Genomic DNA, 21,932 nt, shown 5'->3' with positions numbered 1-21,932 from the left:
AAATGGTGAAATCAGAGATTATAACAAAACTTATAGCTAGTAAAATCGTACCGGTTGTCCGAGGAGAGTCAAAAGAAGAAGCAGTATCTTGCAGTTTAGCTTGTATTGAGGGAGGAATCAAGTCTATTGAAGTAACCTATACCAATCCGTATGCCAGTGATGTGATACATCAGCTTCAGTCAAGAAATGATAAAAATTGTATAATTGGTGCTGGGACAGTCTTGGACGAGATAACAGCCCGCAATGCCATTCTGGCTGGAGCGCAATTTATCGTTTCACCTAGTTTTAATCAAGCAACAGCTGTCCTTTGTAATCGTTATGGAATACCTTATTTTCCTGGCTGCATGACAGTTACAGAGATTGTCACATCTTTAGAATCGGGAGTTGATATGGTTAAAATCTTTCCTGGAGATACTGTTGGTATGTCTTTTATTAAAGCAATTAAGGCTCCTTTACCGCAAGTTATGGTTATGGTAACTGGAGGGGTCAATATGAGCAATATTGAAGAATGGTTTAATGCAGGTGCAGATGTTTTAGGTATTGGAGGTGAATTTAATAAATTGGCTCATCAAAAAAAATTTAAAATGATAGAGGATAAAGCGGCTGACTATATTAAATTGGTATCTTCAAGTAAAAATTTAGCATTTAAGCACTCAGCAGGCAAGCTAACAAAGGGGTAAAGAAAAGTGAAAAAATCTACACAGTTAAAAAAATAGATAGATTAATTAGTTATTTTAAAAAGTCACATAATTTTTCTTATGTGACTTTTTGCTGGTGTGCTCAATATGAATATGAATGAAGGCAAAAAAACCAATTTACCTACCGTAGACCGATGGTCAGTCGTGAATTATTGTCAAAGGTGCAAGGTTTACAAGCCGCAAATTGGATAACACAGATTATTTTACATAATCAAAATTATGTATTTTTAAATTTATGATGCAACAAAGACTTTTCTTTTTATGAGCAACAAAAAAGCTGACAGGAAGGCTTATGGGGAAATTGGAGATCATAGGCTTTGTCAGTTGTATATTTTATTGACCAGCGACAGAAAGGGCGCCATTTAAAATTAGGAGTACCTTGTCTTATAACATCTTTCCGAAAAACTGTAATTTTCTTGAAATACATCTTTACTTATGCTATACTCTTACTATAGATAAAAATTGAGGAAGCTTGGTTATGAAACGTGAATTACTTTTAGAAAAAATTGAAGAACTTAAGACTGTGATGCCTTGGTATGTTTTAGATTATTACCAGTCAAAACTCTCTGTTCCGTACAGCTTTACAACTTTATATGAATACCTCAAAGAATATAAAAGATTTTTAGATTGGATGATTGAATCTGGTATTTCTGATGCTGATAAAATCGCCAATATTGATTTAAAGGTTTTAGAGCATTTATCAAAAAAAGATATGGAAGCCTTTATTCTTTATTTACGCGAACGTCCATCCTTAAACACTTATTCTACAAAGCAGGGGGTGTCACAAACAACAGTTAACCGTACGTTATCAGCTCTTTCCAGCCTTTTTAACTATTTAACGGAGGAAGTCGAGGACCAAAACGGTGAACCCTACTTCTACCGAAATGTTATGAAAAAAGTAGCTACTAAAAAGAAGAAAGAGACCTTAGCTGCCCGTGCAGAAAATATTAAGCAAAAGCTTTTTTTGGGAGATGAAACGACAGCCTTCCTTGATCACATCGATCATGAATATGAAAGCAAGCTGTCTAATCGTGCCAAATCGTCTTTCCGAAAAAATAAAGAACGTGATCTCGCCATCATAGCTCTGCTGCTTGCTTCCGGAGTCCGGCTGTCCGAAGCTGTTCAGCTCGACCTTAAAGATCTTAACACAAATATGATGATGATTGAAGTCACACGCAAAGGCGGGAAACGTGACTCTGTCAATGTCGCAGCTTTTGCTAAACCGTATATAGAACAGTATCTGGCGATCCGCCAGTCGCGTTATAAGGCCGAAAAGCAGGACACAGCCCTCTTTTTGACAGAATACCGCGGTGTCCCTAATCGAATAGATGCCTCCAGTATTGAAAAGATGGTTGCTAAATATTCAGAAGCTTTCAAAATTCGTGTGACCCCCCATAAGCTACGCCACACGCTCGCTACTAGGCTATACGACGCAACTAAATCTCAAGTCTTAGTCAGCCATCAGCTGGGGCATGCCAGTACACAAGTAACGGACCTTTATACTCACATTGTCAACGATGAACAGAAAAACGCTCTGGATAAGTTATAGTATAAGTTTAAGATACTCACAGACCAAGCCCTTAATTAGTTATGCATCTAATGGGGCTTTTTTAGATGGTTTATAGTCTGCTCTTACTGCTCTTCTTCAATGCTTATGGCTAAAATGTCCTGAAGTTTAACCGTATAATGGCGATCTGCACCCTTGACAGTGATAAACTTGGAAGTGATTTCGGTAACATGACCGGCCAGCGTTTGACGTCTTTGCTTCTCCTTCACAATAAAAGTGCCTGTCAGTTTGCTGATGTATAACTGTCCGATTAAGGTCAATTTTTCAGCATTGTCCAAAGTGCTTGAAAGAATTTCTTTATTTGTGTCGTTTTTTAATGAGCTGCGGTGTTCTGATAAGAAGAAGCCCATCCATTTTTCCATACCGCGATCCTGATGATCGCGAGCAGACTGAAAAGGCAGATAGCTGCGGTCAATCATGTTAATCCATCCAATCCTCCAGCAGAATGTCCTCCAACTAAACGGCTGCACTCCAAACTGCGTGAAGCTTCCAGCAAAACATTGGCTTTCTGAATCATTGTAAAGCCGAATTTAGCTCTGATGGTATCAATCGCTGACTGGAGCCTTTCTTCTTTTTCCATTGTTTCAAGGTCATCAAAAAGGGAAATCAAGCTGTAAGAATCATCAACTAAGCCGGCATAAGATACACTGATGTGTCTGACGGCTCCCGCCTTGTATTTTTTTCGGACTAATGTTAAGACATGAGCGATTAGGTGCTCAGTATTATTAGTCGGATCGATTTTCATCTGTGCTTGAATGTGTTTTCGATGCTCTGCTTTTGAAAAGCCAATAAAAATCGCTACATTAGTCGTTTTTTTATGTGCCTTTCTCAGCCGAACAGCTACCTGTTCAGCCATTTCTCTAAAAACCAATTCGATATCGGCCTGCTTACAATAATCCCTAGGCAAAACCTGTGAATTACCCAAGCTTCTAGATTTCGCTTTATAGGGCTGGTGGACATTACTTTCATCAATGCCATTGGCATGAAAGAAGAGATCCACACCTATAATGCCAAGTTCTTTTTTCAAAATATCAGGATTAAAATTAGCCAGTTCTCTGATTGAAAAAATACCCAGCTTATTCAAACGTTTTTCCATACGGCTGCCAATCCCCCAGAAATCGCTCATCTTGGGAATAGCCCAGACCTTACTCTCAACATCGCTGTATGACCAATTTGCGCGCATGGTTTTGGTTTTCTTAGCTTCATTATCAAGAGCCAGTTTAGCCAGCAAAGGATTGGCATTCGACATACCAACTGCGGAATAAATACCTGTTTTCTGCCAAATAGCCTTTTGAATATCAGCCGAAATTAGCTCTAGTTTTTCCTTTCTACTGATAGTCTTATCGGGAACAAAATAATTCAAAGATGATGTTAAATCAATAAAGCCTTCATCAATAGAATAAGGCAGGATATCCTCAGGGCTGGCATAATTTTGAAAAATATGCTGAATCTCAATATTTTTTTCGATATAGCTATCCATCCGCGGCGGAACAATGAAGGTCACTTTAGCCCAATTTTCTATGTATTTTATAAATTCGGGTGTTGTCGGCAGACCCTGCCGCTTAGCATTATAATAAGAAAACTGACGTGTGCGGACGTCAAAGGGCAGGTCATAAGCTCTGCTGACATTCGATCGGCCAAATACCTTTTTAAACATAGGCGAAGCAGATAAAATTAGGCCGCTGGCATTTTCAGCTCTGCTCATAACACAGAGAGAGGCTTTCAAGGGGTGCAAATGCCGTGCCACACATTCCACACTGGCATAGAAAGATTTCATATCGACAAAGGCAATGTCTGATTTTGGCTCTTGCGAGTAATCAAAATACCCCATGTAATCAATCCCCTTCCAAGTCGGTTTTACTTCATCGCCATTAAACTTTATTTAGCTGACATGTCATTTCACCCTATTTAGCACAGCTGTCCGGCTGTGGCTACTCCAAACTGCTATATTGATTTTTTGTTAGTTTATTAACTAACATTACTATACACTTTTTCCGCCCAAAAGTCCATTAATTGGCAGCTATTTTTAAATTTATCTCTTGGATTAAAAAAAGAGCCTTGGATAAAATCCCAGGCTCTTACAATATATTTGTTTTCACAAGTTCATAAAACAAGAAAGTTATGGCTTATCATCATTGTCTTTAGTAGTTTTAGAGATAATGACATCTGTCCCCTTGTCAATTTGACTGCTAATTTCAATCGTCAAATTTAAATTTTCTAAGATTTTTTTAGTCATATAAAGCCCCAACCCTGTTGCTTTTTGATGCTTATGACCGTTATAGCCGGTAAAACCTTCTTCAAAAAGACGTGGCAAATCCTCATCTAATATACCGATGCCTTTGTCTGCTACTGTGATACTGCTATCTGTGATAAGAATATCAATACTGCCATTGTTTTTTGAATATTTTATCGCATTGTCTAATACCTGTGAAAGCGCAAAACTCAGCCATTTTTTATCCGTTTTTAAAAGCCAGTCCCCTTGGATCGTGACAGATAAATTCTTAGCCAAAAATGTGATTCGGTACTTTTTTATAATCTCTCTAATCAGAGATGATACTGAAACCTCTTCAAATCGAAAATCATCTTTATTTTGGCTGAATTTCATATAGGTCAAGAGACTGTCCAGATAATTTTGCAGTTTCATCAGCTGCTGCTGGACTTCATTGCTTTCGAGGTGATCCGTTTGAGCCATAAGCGATAAAGCAGAAATGGGCACTTTCATCTGATGGGACCACATCTTGATGAGGCTTTGCCATTCTTCCATTTCTGCTTTAGCAGCAAATGATTCTTCGCTTTCTTTATCCTTAAGCTTAGCAATCAGATCCTGATAGCTTCTTTCTGATGGGCTCCTCAGTTCTTTTAATTCTTCTACATAAATAAAATGATGTAAAATATTGAGCTTCTGTTTAAATTTATGATACTGCCAAATCGTAACCAGAATCAGTAACGTGAGATTTAAGATTAAACTGTTGATAAAATAAGATAAGGGAAGGCGGTACAAATAAAACATCAAAAAATAGAGAGCCGACATGATTGCATAAAGGCTGTACCAAAGACGGTATTCTTTAAAAAATTTCCATATCATTTAAGTAAATAACCTACTCCTCTTACAGTATGAATATGATCGAAACCTAGGGGCTGCACCTTCTTTCGCAGCCGTGTTATATTGACACTTAAAGTATTTTGATCAATAAAATTTTCATTTTCCCAAAGTTTCTCAAGCAGTTCATCTTTAGAAACAACCTGCTGATGATGAGCAAAGAGAATGGTTAAGATTTTATTCTCAGTCGGAGACAAAGAAATCTGGTCTTTGCCATTTGACAAAATACCGTCGCGGCTTAGTGTGAAGTCCCCTAGAGAATAATAATCATTTCTTGAAAATTGTTGTGCACGGCGCAAAAAAGCAGCAATTTTAGCATCTAGAACAGTTAAAGAAAAAGGTTTTGAGATAAAATCGTCTCCTCCCATATCCAGAGCCATCACCGTGTCCATTTCATCATCACTTGATGAAATAAAAATAATGGGCATAGTCATATTTTTGCGGATTTCTGTGGTCCAATAAAAACCGTTAAAATAGGGCAAAGTAATGTCCATCAGGATGAGATCGGGGTTTATCTCCTCAGCTTCCTGTTTTATAGCCCGGAAGTTAGTAACGCTAAAAACACGGTAAGTTTTGGAAAGATGGGCTTTGAGCAGATGAACAATGGTTGGGTCGTCTTCGATAATATAGATTGTCTCTTGTGTATCCATAATTTTATTGTATCAAAAAAAGAAACAGGACAAAAGCCAAAGCTTGATGGCCATGTCCTATTTCATACCGTCTTATCTTTTTTATGAAACAGTTATTAAAGGGTATCACCTCCTTCCAATAAGAATGAGACATATTCCGTAAACGCACTGCTGCCGGCTTTTGAGATGTATATAGCTTATCTTTCAATAATTCTGTAATAGGTTCGGCTGGTCAGTCTGTAAATAATAAAGTAAATAATAAAGATACCTAAGACTGTTAGAATGCTGACAGTGTACATAAACTGATCTCCCTGCACTCCAAAAAGCAAAAGCAGTTTTTTTAGAATCGGCAGCGCAAAGATAAAATGTACAACCGAGATGAACAAAGGCAGGAAGAAGACCAGAAGAATTTGCGAGTTAATTGTTTTCTTAACCTGCTTTAAACTCATACCGACTTCCTGTAAGATTTTATATGCCTGTTTATCCTGTGTACCTTCAGAAAGCTGTTTATAATAGATAATCAAGGCAGCTCCAAGCAAGAAGGCGATACCGAGCAGAAAGCCTGTAAAAAGAAAACCGCCGGTCATTTTCATAGCTTCATCTCGAAAATTCGAATCAGTTGAAAAGAAGGCCACTCCTCCCTCTGCTTCTCCTTCTTCATAAACCGTTAAAACACCATTATTTTGCTGGGATTTTTCTTCTAAAATTTGCTGTTCTTCCTTATTTAAATCTGCTAAAGCTACGTAGTCATAAGTTGAGGGGTAATCGGTAAATTGATTGTAAGTTGAACGCATTTCTTCAAGCTGATGATCATCAGCAACCACTAGGAGGCCTGTCGGAACAGCGCTGCTCATTTCCTGCATATTTTTTATACTTTTAATCTGATAGACATTATCATAATTGGTTCCAAACCAGTCCAGATTTTTAAAATGATAAGGGCTTCGCTGCTGCTGATTATAATCGTGAAAAGCAACCTGATTTTGCGATAAAACTGGCAGATCATTTCCTAAAGCCCTAAAATCATCCTGAGTTACAACAAGCAGATTGCCTACATTATTCAGTGCCATTGCAGTTATTGCTTGAGAAACAAATTCCTGATTCAGACTGACTGTATCCTGGCTTTTATCATAAGGAATTGCAAAGCTTGTCATGAGGTATTGCTGAAACGGCTTGCTGAAAGTCCCCTGTCCTTCCTGTAAGGGGGCGATGACATCTTCTGCCAGAATAGTTTGGGCATCTTGGCGATCAATGACATCTCGGATTTCAACCAGAGAATTTTTAGGGTACTGCATCCTAACCAGATTTTCATTATTGCCATAAAGAGCGACTGTTGAAAAAACTGTCACAAAGGCCATGATGGCTAAAAGTGTGATATTAGCGAGACCGACCGCATTTTGTTTCATACGGAAAATCATTTGGGAGGTGTTGACAAAATGTTCGGGTTTATAAAAATATCTTTTATTCTTACGCCGAAATTTGAGATACCAAGTGATAAAGCTGATATAAAAGAGATAGGTCCCGAAAATAACAGCTATGATGGCCTGAAAGAAACGTGTGATGCCGACCAAAGCACTTAAGTCACCCGAAGTAACAGATAAATAATAGCCATAGCCGATTGCAGCAAGACTGACCAGAGCAAGAATAATGTTGCCTCTTGGCTCACGTTCTCCCTGATTCTGGTTGCCAAACAGGTTGAGCCCTGAGGTCCTGCGAATCCTTACGATATTAACGAATTCTAAAAAGAGAAAAATAGCCGCAAATAGGAAAATAGTAACAATGAAAGCGACAGGGTTGATAGAGAAGTTAAGTTTATCATATTGGACTAGCTTAGCAAATATCAAATAAGAAATGTTTGACAAAACAGCGCTGAACAGTGATCCCAATACAATTGTTACCAAATAAATAATAATCAGCTCCAACGTAGACAGCCAAGTAATCTGCCCTTTGTTCATGCCTAGAATATTATAGAGTCCAAATTCCTGATAGCGCTGCTTAAGCAGAAAGTTATAGCTGTACAGGCATAAAACTGCAGAAAACAGTGTAAGGACAATATAAGCAAGTCCCAGGGCATAAGCACCTGTGCCCATTGACTCAGCTGTTGGGCTAATCATAATTAAAAGTGTGATATTGCTAAAAATAAAAGTTGTAACGCTGACTAAAAAGAAAGGAGCAAACTGCCTGAATGACTGTTTAAGGTTATTGAAAGCTAATTTGATATAAAACATCTCTATTCACCTCCCAAAAGCACACTCATTGCAAGCGAAATATCCTTATTAAATTCTTGGTTACTTTTATTTCCGCGGTAGACTTGGTGGAAAATACGGCCATCTTTGATAAAAAGAACACGCTTAGCATGGCTGGCAGCATTTGCAGAGTGAGTAACCATAAGAATAGTCTGGTCATCTGCATTGATTGCTTCAAAAAGATTGAGAAGTTCTTCAGAGTTGCGATAGTCCAAGGCTGCTGTTGGCTCATCCGCCAATAGAATTTGGGGATTGGCAATTAAACTCCGAGCGATAGCTACTCTTTGCTTTTGCCCGCCTGAAAGTTCAAAGGGCCTTTTTTTAAGTAAATCTTGAATGTGTAGTTTAGGCGCAATCTGTGCTAAGCGCTCTTCCATTTCCTGATAATTTTTTCTGGCCAATACTAAGGGTAAGAAAATATTATCTTTTACCGATAAGGTATCTAAGAGATTAAACTCCTGAAAAACAAAGCCCAGATTTTTCAGGCGAAAGTCAGCCAGTCGATTTTCTTTGATTTTAGTAATATTCTCGCCATTTAAAATAACTGTCCCATCTGTCGGTCTTTCAAGAGCAGCCAGAATATTGAGGAGAGTTGTTTTACCTGAACCGGACTCTCCCATAATGGCAATAAATTCCCCACGCTCAACTTTAAAATCGACATCTTGTAAAGCATGAGTCGCCTCTTTAGAAAAACGTGTCCGAAAAACTTTTTTTAAATGATTAATTTCTAGCAGCATAGTTGTTCTCCTCTCACTTTATAGTATAGCTTATTACCTTCCAGATTTATACCACAGACTTAGAGCTATAACTAAAGCACTAGCAATAAGCACAATAGAAAGTGCACTGTAAAAATCAACTGTTTGTTGTACTATTTCAGCTCCCATGATACCTCTCCTTTAAAATACAAGACCGCTCACAGCTTTTTAGGTCGTGTTTGACCGTCTAAGATAAATGCGGATAAAAACATGAAACCTTTAAGTTTAACAGAGCAACTATAATTTTTAGGCTTTCTGTTTTTTTACAATCTTATTGTACCGAAAAAAAGAACTTCAAATCTTACACATCGAGTCTGCTAATCTTACAAAAATGTAAGGTTTAATCCCGTCTTTTCTCCGGCTTTTTGTTATAATGTAAGAAAGGTTGCTTTCAGGGGAGTAAAGATGGCAAAGAGGAAAAGTTGGATTAAAAAACTTAACAGGGCCGGCAAAATCATTTCTGTTCTGCCGGATACAACGGAAATTATCAACAGAGCCGTGGATAACACCAGGCCGATTATTGAGAAAGAATTGGACAGGCGCCATGAGCAACAGGAAGCTTACAAAGAAATAGACAATGTGCTGCATTTAAATGTAGAGGAAGCAAAAAAACATTTGGAAAATCAGGGATTTACTGTCAGTCTGATTCCGGCAACACCGCAGATAAAGTATGCTAAATTCCTTCCCAACCAAGTCGTCAGTATGTATCCTAAAAAGAAGAAAGCCAAACTTGGAACGTTGATTAAACTGTATTATCTCGATCAAGCGTCTCTCAATGCCAGTATCATCCTTTTAAAGGAACAAAAATCAAAAATTCAAAGATTCGGCCAGACTTTTTCAAACTCGCTTAAGCGTGGTAAAAAAAATTCCGAAAAAACCGAAACGTCCTAAGGATGTGACACCGAAAAGCACAGATAGACAGCAATGATTATTAAAAAAGCACAAAACCTTTGTTCACAGGCCTTGTGCTTTTTTATATTCCTTAATTTTGCTCCCTTGTAATCAGGAAATGGTTTCATTATATTTAACCTCTAACCTTTTTTAAGAAAAGCTTTCTATTAGCTAAACGCCAATATACGTGCTGTATTTTTTAGTTGTTGATTTGCATCAATGCTTTAATCACTGATAAACTCCTCGATAAATGTAGATACTGCCAGCTAAAGCTAAAATGCCAGAGTAGAAAAATTCTTGATGATAGAGCATAACGAACGCCCCAATCAGAAAGAGCATGCCAAATAAACTTCCTACAATACCTCTTTCTAAAATTTATAAGCAAAGGCAGAGGGCACAGCAAGACAAACCATAATTTCTTCTAGCTAAAAGCAGCATATCTGTCTCTCCTTGCAGACTTGGTCACTTTTTGGAATTATAGCAGGTTAAGGGCTTAGCAATCTAAAAAGGAATGCAAATCATTTAAGGCACGTTCAGCAATTTTCTCATAGCGCTCTTTTTTGTCTCGGATCCGAGGACCGTCAAGCTCTTTGATAATACCAAAGTTGATGTTCATGGGCTGAAAGTGTTTGCTCTCTGTCTGAGTGATATAGTGCGGAAGTGCACCTATAGCAGTTGTTTGCGGGAAAACAACCGGTTCTTTCTGCTGAAAAACACGGACAGCATTAATGCCTGCAACCAAGCCGGAAGCAGCCGATTCTACATACCCCTCTACTCCTGTCATTTGACCGGCAAAGAACAGATAAGGATTGTTACGTGTCGCAAAGGTTGGACTGAGTAGGTTGGGCGAATCCATATATGAGTTGCGGTGCATCACTCCGTAACGGACAAATTCTGCATTCTCAAGACCGGGAATCATACGGAAAATACGCTTTTGTTCTCCCCACTTGAGGTGAGTCTGGAAGCCTACGATGTTATAAAGACTGCCGGCAGCGTTATCCTGACGGAGTTGTACAACTGCATAGGGTGTTTTGAACTGGCCGTCACGGACCCCTTTATAGTCTTCAGGATATTCGAGACCAACAGGTTTCATCGGCCCGTAAAGCAAGGTTTTAATGCCGCGCTTAGCCAAGACCTCAATAGGCATGCAGCCTTCAAAATATTGTTCTTTTTCAAAAGCGTTAAGCGGTGCTACTTCTGCATGAATCAAAGCATCATAGAAAAGCAAAAATTCTTCTTTAGTCATAGGACAGTTAAGATAAGCCGCTTCTCCTTTATCGTAACGTGATTTCAAATAAACTGTATCCATGTTGATAGAACTTTTATCAACAATGGGGGCTGCAGCATCATAAAAATAAAAACCTTCTCCACCATTAAGAGCGTGAATTTTTTCAGCCAGTGCATCACTGGTTAAGGGGCCTGTCGCAATAATTGTAACAGTATCTTTGGGAATTTCAGCCACTTCTTCTCGAATAACTTCAACTAAGGGGTGGTTTTCAATTTCAGCTGTCACCGCTTTTGCGTAAGCTTCACGGTCAACTGCCATTGCACCGCCAGCAGGAAGACGGTGAGCTTCACCAATACGCATAATCAGTGAGTCCAGTCTCCTCATTTCCTCTTTCAGCAAACCAACAGCATTGGTTAGGCTGTCTCCCCGAAAAGAATTTGAACAAACTAACTCAGCAAAATTGTCAGTTTTGTGCTGCGGTGTTGGTTTTCTGCCGCGCATTTCATAAAGTTTAACAGAAACACCGCGTTTAGCAATTTGATAGGCTGCTTCGCTGCCAGCCAGACCGGCACCAATAACATTAATATAATTCTGAGACAATAGTTGTACCTCTTGCAATATTTAGATAAAGTCTATCTGAGTTTCCTAATTTTACCTATGATTATTATACCTTAATTATGCGGTTTCTTAAAGCTAAGACTTTCCAAAAATACTTACAATAATAGGAAGCTTCGGTTACTTCTATCCCCAACATTCTCACACCTGTTAATTTTGATTTCATTGGACAGTAAACTAAAAAAGCTGACAGGACATTGTCTGAACTTGAGACAGTACCCTATCAGAAAAATAATTTTTGCGGCAATTATTTGATTTTCTCTTCTTTATAATCGCAGTTTTCATTGCTGCAGACAACTTGTTTTCCGCCGCCTCGGACCTTTTTTTCGACAAGAAAATCACCGGATTTCGGACATTTCCTGTTAATCGGCCGATCCCATGACGTAAACTCACAGTCAGGATAACGGTCGCAGCCGTAAAAGATCCGGTTTTTCTTTGTTTTCCGTTCAATAACCTGCCCCTGACCGCAAAGCGGACAGGTGACGCCGATTTCTTTAGTAATCGCTTTAGTATTATGGCACTCTGGGAAATTACTGCAAGCATAAAACTTACCATAGCGGCCCAGTTTGATTACCATCGGATGCCCGCAGACATCGCAGTCAAAGCCGGCAGGCTCATCTTTAATCTGAATTTTTTCAATGCCTTCTTCTGCTTCTTTTAATTCTTTTTCAAAAGGTTTATAAAAATCATCAATGACCTTTTGCCACTCTTCCTTACCAATCTCGACCTGATCCAGCTTATCTTCCATTTCAGCGGTAAACTTGACGTCAACAATGTCAGGAAAAAATTCTACAATCAGACGGTTGACGATTTCTCCCAATTCAGTTGGTTCAAAACGTTTGGCAGACAGCCTGACATAGTAACGTTTCTGAATAGTTTCCAAAGTCGGAGCATAGGTAGAAGGACGGCCGACACCGTTTTCTTCCAGCGTTTTAATCAGGCTGGCTTCTGAATAGCGGGCAGGCGGCTGAGTGAAATGCTGCTCAGGCTGAGTTGTGACTTTTTTTACAAGATCGCCTTCTGCCATTTCAGGAAGCATCTTGTTCTTATCAGAGTCATTATAAACAGCCAGGTAGCCATCAAACTTTACTTGGCTGCCATTAGCAACAAAAGTCACACCGTTTTGTGACAGGTTGACTTTCATCGTATCGAAGACTGCTCCGGTCATCTGACTGGCTACAAAACGGTTCCAAATCAAGGTGTAAAGTTTCAGCTGATCTTTATCAAGGTATTTGGCAATCATCTCTGGAGTATGATTAACATTTGATGGTCTGATTGCTTCGTGAGCGTCCTGAGCACCTGAGGCATTTCTGATACGGCTTCCGTGACGGGAATACTTCTGACCGAAACGCTCGGTAATAAAAAGAGCAGCATCGTTTTGTGCAACGGGGCTGATGCGGGTTGAGTCTGTACGCATATAAGTAATCAGCCCCTGCTGTCCGCCTGGACCAATACTAAGGCCCTCATATAACTGCTGGGCAACCATCATTGTTTTGCGTGTTCGGAAATTAATCTTATTAGCCGCATCTTGCTGAAGAGAAGATGTTGTATAAGGAAGAGGGGCTTTTCGGCGGCGCTCCTTTTTCTCCACAGTATCTACTTGAAAATCATCGCTCTGAAGCCTCGCTAAAACTTCTTTGACTTGTTCATTATTGCGAAGCTTGATTTTTTTGCCGTCTAAGCCATAAAAAGAGGCTTGAAACTTGCGTGTACCTTTTTTAAAAGCACCATCAATTGTCCAATATTCCTCTGGTTTAAAAGCTTTAATTTCATTCTCACGATCAATAATAAGTTTTAAAGCTACGGATTGCACCCGGCCTGCCGACAGCCCTTTTTTCACTTTTTTCCACAAAAGAGGGGAAATAGAGTAACCCACAATGCGGTCGAGAACCCGGCGTGCCTGCTGTGAATCCACTAAATCCATATCGATTTCCCTAGGTTCCACAAAGGCATTTTTAACAGCATCTTTAGTTATCTCATTAAAAACCACACGGTTTTTATCGTTAGCATCCAGATTTAAAATATGAGCCAAATGCCAAGAAATCGCTTCTCCTTCTCGATCCGGGTCACTAGCCAAAAAAACTTTTTTAGCGTTTTTAGCTTCTTTTCTCAGAGAGTTGATAAGCTCTCCTTTGCCGCGGATATTGATATACTGAGGCTCATAGTTATTTTCAAAATCGATGGACATGCTTGATTTTTTCAAATCGCGGATATGGCCGACCGAAGCCACAACCTTATAGTTGCGCCCGAGGTATTTTTCAATAGTCTTGGCCTTAGCAGGGGATTCCACAATGACTAAATTTTTTGAAGCAGCTTTCCGCTTCTTTTTAGAAGATGATTTTTTACTTGTTTTTGTTTGTATTGTTGCCATAAGATCACTTTCTAACTAGATAAACTTATAGCATAATATCCCATTTTTTAATAACTGTCAATAAAAAACATTTCTCTATAGGAAGAACTCTTTTATAATTGGTACTCGGAAACAACATCAAACCCACTTGTAATACACTTTGCTCCCTCTTGAATTAAATGAAGACAGCCATCTGATTTTCCATCTAAAATATTGCCGGGAACAGCAAAGACATCTCTCCCTTCTTCCAACGCTCTTTCACAAGTAATCAGGCTGCCTGAACGCCTTTTAGCTTCTGCTACGATAACCCCTTGTGCTAAACCTGCAATAATCCGGTTTCTCTCAGGAAAATGAAATCTTAAAGGTGGAGAATCGGGATCATACTCTGTCAAAGCCAAATGATTTTTGCTGATATACTGCTGAAGCTGTGCATTTTCTTTTGGGTATGTAACATTTAATCCTGTTCCGATAACAGCAATTGTACTGCCTCCGTTTTTTAAGCAGGCCAGATGTGCACTTGTATCAATACCACGCGCTAAACCGCTGATAATAACAAAATGATTATTAAGCTCTTTGATAATTTTTTGAATAGACTTTGTACCGATATCAGACGCCAAACGTCCTCCAACTACTGCTAATTTAGGCTTAGTCAGCAAATCCAGATTTCCAGAATAATATAGCAAAACCGGCGGATTATACACAGATTTCAGTTCTAAAGGGTAAGCCTTATCCAATATGGAAACCGACGGGAAACGATTAAAAACAGGTCTTAGTTCCTTACTGTTTAAATTTTTGTAGGCTTCAATAAATAAAAGAGGATCTTTACACTGAGATACTACAGCCATATCACGTAAGGACAATGATTTCTGCTTCTGTTTCTGGTAAGTCAAAATGTTAATAACATTGAGATTGCTGAGTCCTGCCTGTTTCAGTTTGAAAAGTTCAAAATTATTCATAAAACACCTCACCTCTATTATTCGCAAAAAAAGACTTAGATTTTTTAGTTAAGTTTAAAAATCTAAATCTTTTTCGTCAATCAGAAATCTGTGCTGTTCACTGCAGAGAGACCTGCTTTAGGGAAAACCAGCCAGATTGGCCGCAGGAGATTGAGACAGAACCTCATCGCTCTTAATCATAACAAAAGGGACTGAAGGAATATCTTTGTCTTTAACAGTCTTTTCCTATTTTCTCGTCGCCTCAGCAATCTTCTTATTATAACATAACCTTTAGCTTTTTTAGTTTGATTACAAAGGTTAACAAACATAGTGATGCACTCTTCAACCGATTCAGTAAAATCCTTTTCAGAATCGGTCGATGCATAAACCAAGTACAGCACTAGGCCAATCAGAGAGATTAAAAATTTCATGCTTAAATCTAACAGCATGCAGGAGCCAAACAAACAGCAGCGAACCAAATACAGCTAGTACAGCTGCTGTATAACCAGCTTGCAAACAGAAAAACCGGCACCAGCAATAATGATACTGATTGTCCGAGGGAGACGGCTTGAAAAAAGAATATTGAATTGTGATTTTGTTAAATCCCAGCCATCTGAAATAGAAAGGGATTTAACACCGATATATATTGAACAAAGAGAAAGGATGACTAGAATTGTCCCCAGCACTGGAACAGTTAATAGTTTTTTCATACTATCCCCTTTGAAATAGATTATTTTTTGTATCTGTCCCTAATGGGCAGATACCCCTTTATGATAACATAAAATTCAGAAAATTTGTACAATATTTTTAAAAATAAAATGCTGCAGGCAAGAAATTCCCGCAGCAAGATTTTAAGGATAAAACTTTGTTTAATACTGTTTTAACAGCTCTCTGTCAATCTGGCCCAAAGAGAAAAGACTTGAATCCCCTTTCTTTTGTATCCTGCTTTTTGAAATGGCAGAAAGCTCCGATAAGATTAGCTTCATTATGATAGCGGCAAGCCCTAATAGGCAGGGCTGCTGATAGGGATAAAGCTGCTTCCTTAGAAAGAAGGTCTCGGTATTGCCTGTCAATTTCCTTAATTAAGAGAGGCTGACTGCTGATACCACCTCCAATAGCTACAAGTTCCAGCCTGAAAATACTTTGCAAATTAAGAATCAAGTAGGCAATTTCACGGCAGTAAGTTTCAAAGCGTTTGTGTAATTCTGCGTCCTTATTGTCGTTCAAAGCCTGAAAAACAGCCCGTCCATCCTCGTCAGCTAATCCGAGGTAAGCACTGCTCTCCTTGATAAACTGAACTGCTGATCCTTTATTATCCCACAGACTTTCTAATCCCTTTAAATGGAGATTGAATAAACTGCTGATTATATCCGTGCTGAATTTCTCTTTGAAGCCGCCCTCCTCTTTTTTATCTTCTTTTATCAGAATATCAGCAGCAGCAAAATTTTTAGCAGACAAGAGATCACCGTGGGAAACCAAGGCCAATCCAACTCCTGTCCCCAATACAAGGACAGCTCCGCATCGGCAGTCAGCAAGTTCTCCATGCTGCGCTTCCGCAAGTCCCGCAGCATTTGCATCATTAATAACACTGACTGGGAGACTGAATCGATCTGTTAAAAACTGCTTGAGGGGAAAAGATTTCAGATAGGATAAAAGCCCGCCTTTATGGATAAAACCTGTCCGCGCATTAATCTGACCGGGACAGGCAATACAAACCCCAGAAATCTGTTCTTGATAAGAAGCAATCAGTTTTTCTAAAACAGCCAGAAAATCTTCCATCGTATTTGGAGTCGGACTTTCACCGGACTGTGTCAGCACTTCTTTGTCATCGATTAAAGCATGTTTAATAAAGCTTCCTCCGATGTCAATGGTTAAAAATTTTTTCATGCCCTTCTCCTTCTTAAGTTTTTGAATAAAGCCTTCACTGCTTCTCCAGATTAATGATGCTTTTCTAACATATAAAAGTTTAAAAAACCTTAGGACAGCTTGTTTGTGCTCGGCTAGTTCTCAGTTAAACAAGTAGCGAAAGATACAATAACAACAGGCTAAAATTAAAAAAGTTAGGAGCTGCCATTTCTTTGTTTGCATAAGATAACCGATGAATTCTCTTATAAAGGCATTGAGGGCAAAATAAAACCTTGTTTTTGCACCGTACCCGAAACTTTTCAGTTTTTCCTGTCTGGCTAAGGTCAGTGCCCTGAATAGATGATAGTAACTGGTCACTATAGCGACAGGGGCACCGTCTTTAATCAGTGCTTTTGAGAAACGGATATTCTCACGTGTATTACGGGACTGTTTTTCTACTATAATGTCCTGCGGAGGAACTCCCTGCTTCAAAGCATAGCTGCGCATAGCTTCTGCTTCGCTGACAGACTCATCACTTCCTTGTCCACCTGACATAATCAGTTTGCTTCCGGGATTTTTTTGGTAAACACTGATTCCCTTATCAATCCGAGAAGCCAAGAGAGGTGTAACCCTATCTCCCAGCAGTCCGGCACCTAAAACAAGCACATAATCGGCTCTTTGCACAAAAGTAAATGAAAAGTTAAGCACACTGGCAGTTGTAAAAAAGATAAGCTGCACAGTAAAGTAAAGGACCAAAAGCATAAAGGCCGTATAAACAGCTAAAAGCCAGCTCCTGTGCTGGATATAGTCAGCGGTTTCTGTATGGGAATAAGAAAAAATAATCAACAGTCCACCCAAACCTAAAGCGAAGGATAAAAAGTTAGACCAGCGCCGGCCTTCCTTATACAGTAATTGAAAACTTTTATAAAGACATAATAAGGCAAAACCTAAAGGACCAACAGACAGCAAAAGAATAACTGGAAGAAAAATCCAATAAAACCAGAGACTTGGATACTGAATAAAGGGTAATAAAGAGGCAAAGGCACTGACCAGCATTAAACAAAATAAAATCCCCAGCCAAATCGTCCGCCGTTCCCAAACAGATACACTGATAAATAGGACAAAACAAGATAGAAATAGATAAATCATATTTCCCCCACCAAAGATTTCACCGGCTCAAAACTTTTTCGGTGAATAGGAGTCACTCCATATTTGTACAGCCCTTCTAGATGTCTCTTAGTTCCATAGCCGGCATTTTCAGCAAAACCATAGCCCGGATAAAGGGTGTCATAATCGGTCATTATGCGATCGCGTGTCACCTTAGCCACAATAGAGGCTGCGGCAATAGAGAGTGAGTGCGCATCACCTTTGATGACAGCCTGCTGTGGAATTTCTGTCTTTAACGTCATTGCATCGATCAATAGATAATCCGGCTTTTGAATACGGCCTTCCATAGTATTGACTGCCTGCAGCATCCCTAATTTTGCAGCCTCATAAATATTAATTTGATCAATCATTTTATTATCAATGATACCAACACCAACCGCTAAAGCTTTTGCCATTATTTGATGGTAGAGGGCTTCATGCTTTTTTTTGGGAATTTTCTTAGAGTCATTGAGTCCTTTAATTTTCTCATTTTCAGGCAGAATAACACAGGCTGCTACAAGCGGTCCGGCCAAAGGTCCACGCCCTACTTCATCAATACCTGCAATAGCTTTATAATTTTGAGCATAAAGTGCTTTTTCATAGGAAAGCATTTTTTCCAGCCGCTGTTCTTCTGCTGCCTCTGATTGAAGTGCTTTCTGACGCTGCTTAATCGCTTTTTGAACACCCAAACGGTGATCGCCTGACAGCTCCTGCCATAGCGGATCAGTCAGACTGCTGATATCTGCCAACATGGCTTTAATCTCTTTAATAGTTGCCATCGACTTCTTCTCCAATACGATCTAAAGTATAGGTCCCTAACTTGCCCTTACGCACCTCTCTGATAAAAAGCTCATAGAAGCGGTCATAGTCTTCCCTAAAGCCTAACTGCTGAGTCAGATCCATAATCATTTCCGGAGCTTCTGTTTCCAGATCAAGATTTTTAAAACGTGCCAGCAGACGGTCCGGATAATAGGTCTTAAAATAATTTATTCCAAAAACTGTCACATCATCCAGCGGCAGCAAGCTATCCTTAATAGCTCCGGTTAAAGCCAGCTTCAGCGCTGTCGTCCTATCCTCGAATTTTGGCCAAAGAATACCGGGAGTATCTAAGATAGCTAAATCTTTGTGAGTTCTCAGCCACTGCTCTCCTTTTGTTACTCCAGGTTTATTCCCGACAGTCCCTACTTTTTTTCCGGCCAGCCGATTCATTAATGTTGACTTCCCAACATTAGGAATACCGATAATCATGGTTCGCATGATAGTCTTTTCAAGGCCGCGTTCGCGCTGCTTAGCCAGTTTAGCAGCCATAAGTTTTTTAGCAGCTGCCGTTATTTTTTGAGCCGTTGATTGGTCTTTAGAATTAACAGCTAAAGCATGGATACCTTTAGACTGAAAGTAAGCCAGCCATTCTTTAGTAGACGTGCTGTCTGCCAAATCAGCTTTATTCAAAATAAGAAGTTTTGGCTTATCCCCTATGATTTTTGTCAACATTGGATTTTGACTGGACAGAGGCAGTCTGGCATCAACCAAGACTGTCACAAAATCCACAAATTTTAAATTTTCCTGCACCTTCCGTCTGGCTTTCGACATGTGTCCGGGAAACCATTGAATAGTCGCCATAAAGTAATCTTTCCTTTCCAACCAATAGAACTTTCCTACCATATCAATACAAATCAATTATGCTTTATTATATCATGTTTCATCTTATTTTACTGGTCTTTTTCAGCATACCGCCTACCTATCTTTTTTTGAGATTATATCAGCCGAAAACGTAGAGCAAAAGTAAAAAAGTATTTATGGTTTTTAAATACTAAAATACTTTAAAGAAATAGCTCGCTATCTAAAGGTTTTTTACTGTCTTTTAAATAAGCGAGAATAGAATCTCATTTTTTAGTATTAATATACTTTAAAAAAACTAATCTCATCTTGCCTAAAAAAATGAGCTGAGTTACAATAGTTGTAGAATAAACTCTCTGGAGACAAAAGGCATCATGAAAAAATATCAGCAAATCTATCACGATATAAAAAGGAAAATCGAAAACGGCCAGCTCAAAAAAGGAGACCGGCTTCCATCGATCCGCACACTCAGTCAAACTTACCGCTGCAGCAAGGATACCGTTCAGCATGCGCTTTGGGAATTGACTTATCATAACTTGATTTATCCGGTTGCAAAAAGCGGTTACTATGTTTTTGAAGGAAGAGTGCAGAAGGAAAAGCCGCTGGACTTCAGTTTATCCGGTTATCATAATATAGCCTATGAAGATTTCCGCAGATGCATTAACGAGACTCTGATCGGACGCGAGAAAGACCTTTTTAACACCTATCCTAATCAACAGGGGTTAACCGAACTCCTTGAATCACTGCAGCACCAGTTAGAAGACAATGCTGTTTATAGCAAGATTGACAATATCATTGTCACTTCAGGTGTTCAACAAGCCCTCTATATTTTAACGCAGCTAACCTTTCCCAACAAGAAAAGTTTTTTTTTACTGGAACAGCCCACCTATCATCGGATGAATGAGCTGGTTCACCGCCAAAATCTGCCTTTTCTAACTATTGAACGTGATTTTAAAGGGATTAATTGGGCAAAACTTGAAGAGCTTTTTAAAACCCGTCAGATTAAATGTTTCTATACTATTTCCCGCTATTCGAATCCATTGGGACTAAGCTATAGTAAACAAGAAAAAGAAAAATTAGTTGAGCTGGCTGCTCAGTACGATGTCTACATCATCGAAGATGACTATTTAGGCGATTTTGCCCACACAGGGGATCTCCCGCTTCACTATTATGATACAGCTGATAAAGTGATTTATCTCAAATCATTTTCTGCTTCTCTTTTCCCAGCTCTTCGCTTAGCTGGCTTAGTACTTCCTCAGCCCTTGCTGCAGCGCTTTTTAGACTACAAAAAATTAATTGATTATGACACGAACTTAATCATGCAAAAAGCTCTCTCTTTATATCTTGACAACGGCATGTTCGCCAAAAATCTCAGGTTTTTGAAAAATGTCTTTCAAAAACAAATGCAGCAAGCTGAAGAAAACTTAAAAGCAGTCTCAGATTATTCAGACTACAGAATTGCTCCGCAGTCTGTAGTTCTTAAGCTAGCAGCTGATATTAACAATCCTCAGCGGTTAAAAGAAAGTAAAGACTGGCATTTTTTAGAAGAGTATTACCTTGAAAATTCAAACAGTAACTATTTAAGATTAGCCATTAACGAACGATTAAGTGATAATCTCAAAAAACTGTTCAGCAGCCTACAAACCGACTGACTGCAAATAAACAAAGTGCTGAGTTTGCCGGAAATAAAAACTGGGGGAAGATGGCTTTCCCCAGTTTTTATAGTATAACAGAGTTCTTTATTTTACCTGTTCAAAACGCAAATGCACATTAATATGGTCGCCATAGCCATTGCGCTCTAAGTCACGCTGCAAACGGTAAGAAATATAGTGCTCAGCAATAGAAATGTATCCGGCATCCAATAAACGATTTTCAACTAATGATTGAATCATATTGATAGTCGGACGTTCTATCTGTGCTTCTTCCAAGTCTAAAACCACTTTTTTAGTAACCTGAGCTAAATCTTGACGCCATTTCTCATCAATCACATAAACCGTTTGAGCTGCTTTAATGATAGCTTGATAGATTTTATCCGGGTCAAATTCTGCTATTTTCCCGTCACGTTTGATAATCTGCATAGTCACTCCTTACTAAAATACAAAGACCTTAAAGAAAGCAGTCCCTAGGGCTTGTATTGTGTACTTCACAGGATTGCTTTTCCTTTTTCCGAGCCTTCAGGCTGCGCTAAATCTCTTTTTAACATCCAGTCAAACCCATTTTTCAATAGCATTTAGCTGCTGCTTTTTTGACTGCCTTTTTCCGCTGTTACCAGCTAAGGTTTATTATGCAAATGTTTTCAAAAAATGTCAAGAA

General features: G+C 39.0%; 18 protein-coding genes and 1 pseudogene. 4 read left to right on the top strand and 15 right to left on the bottom strand.

Annotated elements, in window-relative coordinates:
* Window positions 1–2: 2 nt before the first annotated feature.
* Together A0O21_RS04560 and xerS are read left to right on the top strand one after the other, a co-directional pair.
* Window positions 3–680, top strand: a complete 678-nt coding sequence (locus tag A0O21_RS04560) for a bifunctional 4-hydroxy-2-oxoglutarate aldolase/2-dehydro-3-deoxy-phosphogluconate aldolase (RefSeq protein ID WP_067061990.1) — start codon at window positions 3–5, stop codon at window positions 678–680.
* 496 nt (window positions 681–1,176) lie between these two features.
* Complete coding sequence (xerS, locus tag A0O21_RS04555; RefSeq protein ID WP_067061987.1) at window positions 1,177–2,247, top strand: tyrosine recombinase XerS; 1,071 nt, start codon at window positions 1,177–1,179, stop codon at window positions 2,245–2,247.
* 83 nt (window positions 2,248–2,330) lie between these two features.
* Here the strand turns inward: xerS and A0O21_RS04550 are convergent, their stop codons facing one another.
* The 6 genes from A0O21_RS04550 to A0O21_RS04525 all read right to left on the bottom strand — a co-directional run bounded on the left by A0O21_RS04550 (window position 2,331) and on the right by A0O21_RS04525 (window position 8,974).
* Window positions 2,331–2,684 (bottom strand): hypothetical protein, encoded by a 354-nt coding sequence (locus A0O21_RS04550; protein ID WP_067061985.1) that lies wholly within the window; start codon window positions 2,682–2,684, stop codon window positions 2,331–2,333.
* Entirely contained in the window at window positions 2,681–4,096 is a 1,416-nt protein-coding gene (locus tag A0O21_RS04545; protein WP_067061982.1) for a Y-family DNA polymerase, read from the bottom strand. The genes A0O21_RS04550 and A0O21_RS04545 overlap by 4 nt, the downstream gene beginning before the upstream one ends.
* A 288-nt stretch (window positions 4,097–4,384) precedes the next feature.
* A complete protein-coding gene (locus A0O21_RS04540; protein ID WP_067061979.1) occupies window positions 4,385–5,350 on the bottom strand; it encodes a sensor histidine kinase in 966 nt (321 codons plus the stop codon).
* Window positions 5,347–6,015, bottom strand: a complete 669-nt coding sequence (locus A0O21_RS04535; protein WP_067061976.1) for a response regulator transcription factor — start codon at window positions 6,013–6,015, stop codon at window positions 5,347–5,349. The genes A0O21_RS04540 and A0O21_RS04535 overlap by 4 nt, the downstream gene beginning before the upstream one ends.
* A gap of 176 nt (window positions 6,016–6,191) precedes the next feature.
* Entirely contained in the window at window positions 6,192–8,219 is a 2,028-nt protein-coding gene (locus A0O21_RS04530; RefSeq protein WP_067061972.1) for an ABC transporter permease, read from the bottom strand.
* Between the two features lie 2 nt (window positions 8,220–8,221).
* Window positions 8,222–8,974, bottom strand: a complete 753-nt coding sequence (locus A0O21_RS04525) for an ABC transporter ATP-binding protein (RefSeq protein WP_067061970.1) — start codon at window positions 8,972–8,974, stop codon at window positions 8,222–8,224.
* 423 nt (window positions 8,975–9,397) lie between these two features.
* Between A0O21_RS04525 and A0O21_RS04520 the strand changes: the two genes are divergently transcribed.
* A complete protein-coding gene (locus A0O21_RS04520) occupies window positions 9,398–9,883 on the top strand; it encodes a PASTA domain-containing protein (protein ID WP_067061968.1) in 486 nt (161 codons plus the stop codon).
* A gap of 493 nt (window positions 9,884–10,376) precedes the next feature.
* On the opposite strand, the gene trmFO is transcribed toward A0O21_RS04520, so the two are convergent.
* The 8 genes and pseudogenes from trmFO to ylqF form a co-directional block, all read right to left on the bottom strand.
* A complete protein-coding gene (gene trmFO, locus A0O21_RS04515) occupies window positions 10,377–11,711 on the bottom strand; it encodes a methylenetetrahydrofolate--tRNA-(uracil(54)-C(5))-methyltransferase (FADH(2)-oxidizing) TrmFO (RefSeq protein ID WP_067061965.1) in 1,335 nt (444 codons plus the stop codon).
* Window positions 11,712–11,973: 262 nt separating this feature from the next.
* Window positions 11,974–14,097, bottom strand: coding sequence for a type I DNA topoisomerase (topA, locus tag A0O21_RS04510; protein ID WP_067061962.1), 2,124 nt, complete (start codon window positions 14,095–14,097; stop codon window positions 11,974–11,976).
* Window positions 14,098–14,189: 92 nt separating this feature from the next.
* A complete protein-coding gene (gene dprA, locus A0O21_RS04505) occupies window positions 14,190–15,032 on the bottom strand; it encodes a DNA-processing protein DprA (RefSeq protein ID WP_067061958.1) in 843 nt (280 codons plus the stop codon).
* Window positions 15,033–15,502: 470 nt separating this feature from the next.
* Window positions 15,503–15,721, bottom strand: a pseudogene (locus tag A0O21_RS04500) (iron chelate uptake ABC transporter family permease subunit); the annotation flags it as partial.
* 184 nt (window positions 15,722–15,905) lie between these two features.
* Window positions 15,906–16,898 carry an ROK family protein gene (locus A0O21_RS04495; protein ID WP_067061952.1) on the bottom strand — a complete coding sequence of 331 codons (993 nt, stop codon included), beginning with the start codon at window positions 16,896–16,898 and terminating at the stop codon, window positions 15,906–15,908.
* Window positions 16,899–17,018: 120 nt separating this feature from the next.
* Window positions 17,019–18,005: a YdcF family protein gene (locus tag A0O21_RS04490; RefSeq protein WP_067061950.1), complete on the bottom strand. Its 987-nt coding sequence runs from the start codon at window positions 18,003–18,005 to the stop codon at window positions 17,019–17,021.
* Window positions 18,002–18,781 (bottom strand): ribonuclease HII, encoded by a 780-nt coding sequence (locus A0O21_RS04485; protein ID WP_067061947.1) that lies wholly within the window; start codon window positions 18,779–18,781, stop codon window positions 18,002–18,004. Before A0O21_RS04485 ends, A0O21_RS04490 begins: the two co-directional genes overlap by 4 nt.
* Window positions 18,768–19,622: a ribosome biogenesis GTPase YlqF gene (gene ylqF, locus A0O21_RS04480; RefSeq protein ID WP_067061944.1), complete on the bottom strand. Its 855-nt coding sequence runs from the start codon at window positions 19,620–19,622 to the stop codon at window positions 18,768–18,770. The genes A0O21_RS04485 and ylqF overlap by 14 nt, the downstream gene beginning before the upstream one ends.
* A gap of 368 nt (window positions 19,623–19,990) precedes the next feature.
* Here ylqF and A0O21_RS04475 point away from each other — a divergent pair, with 368 nt between their 5' ends.
* Window positions 19,991–21,271, top strand: a complete 1,281-nt coding sequence (locus A0O21_RS04475) for an aminotransferase-like domain-containing protein (RefSeq protein WP_082854410.1) — start codon at window positions 19,991–19,993, stop codon at window positions 21,269–21,271.
* 87 nt (window positions 21,272–21,358) lie between these two features.
* Here the strand turns inward: A0O21_RS04475 and A0O21_RS04470 are convergent, their stop codons facing one another.
* Window positions 21,359–21,697, bottom strand: coding sequence for an ATP cone domain-containing protein (locus A0O21_RS04470; RefSeq protein WP_067061935.1), 339 nt, complete (start codon window positions 21,695–21,697; stop codon window positions 21,359–21,361).
* Between the last annotated feature and the right edge of the window lie 235 nt (window positions 21,698–21,932).

The sequence above is a fragment of the Streptococcus pantholopis genome (genome assembly GCF_001642085.1).
In the GTDB taxonomy this organism is placed as follows: domain Bacteria; phylum Bacillota; class Bacilli; order Lactobacillales; family Streptococcaceae; genus Streptococcus; species Streptococcus pantholopis.
Note: the sequence above shows the minus strand (reverse complement) of the source record. Positions and strands in the feature narration are given on the sequence as shown.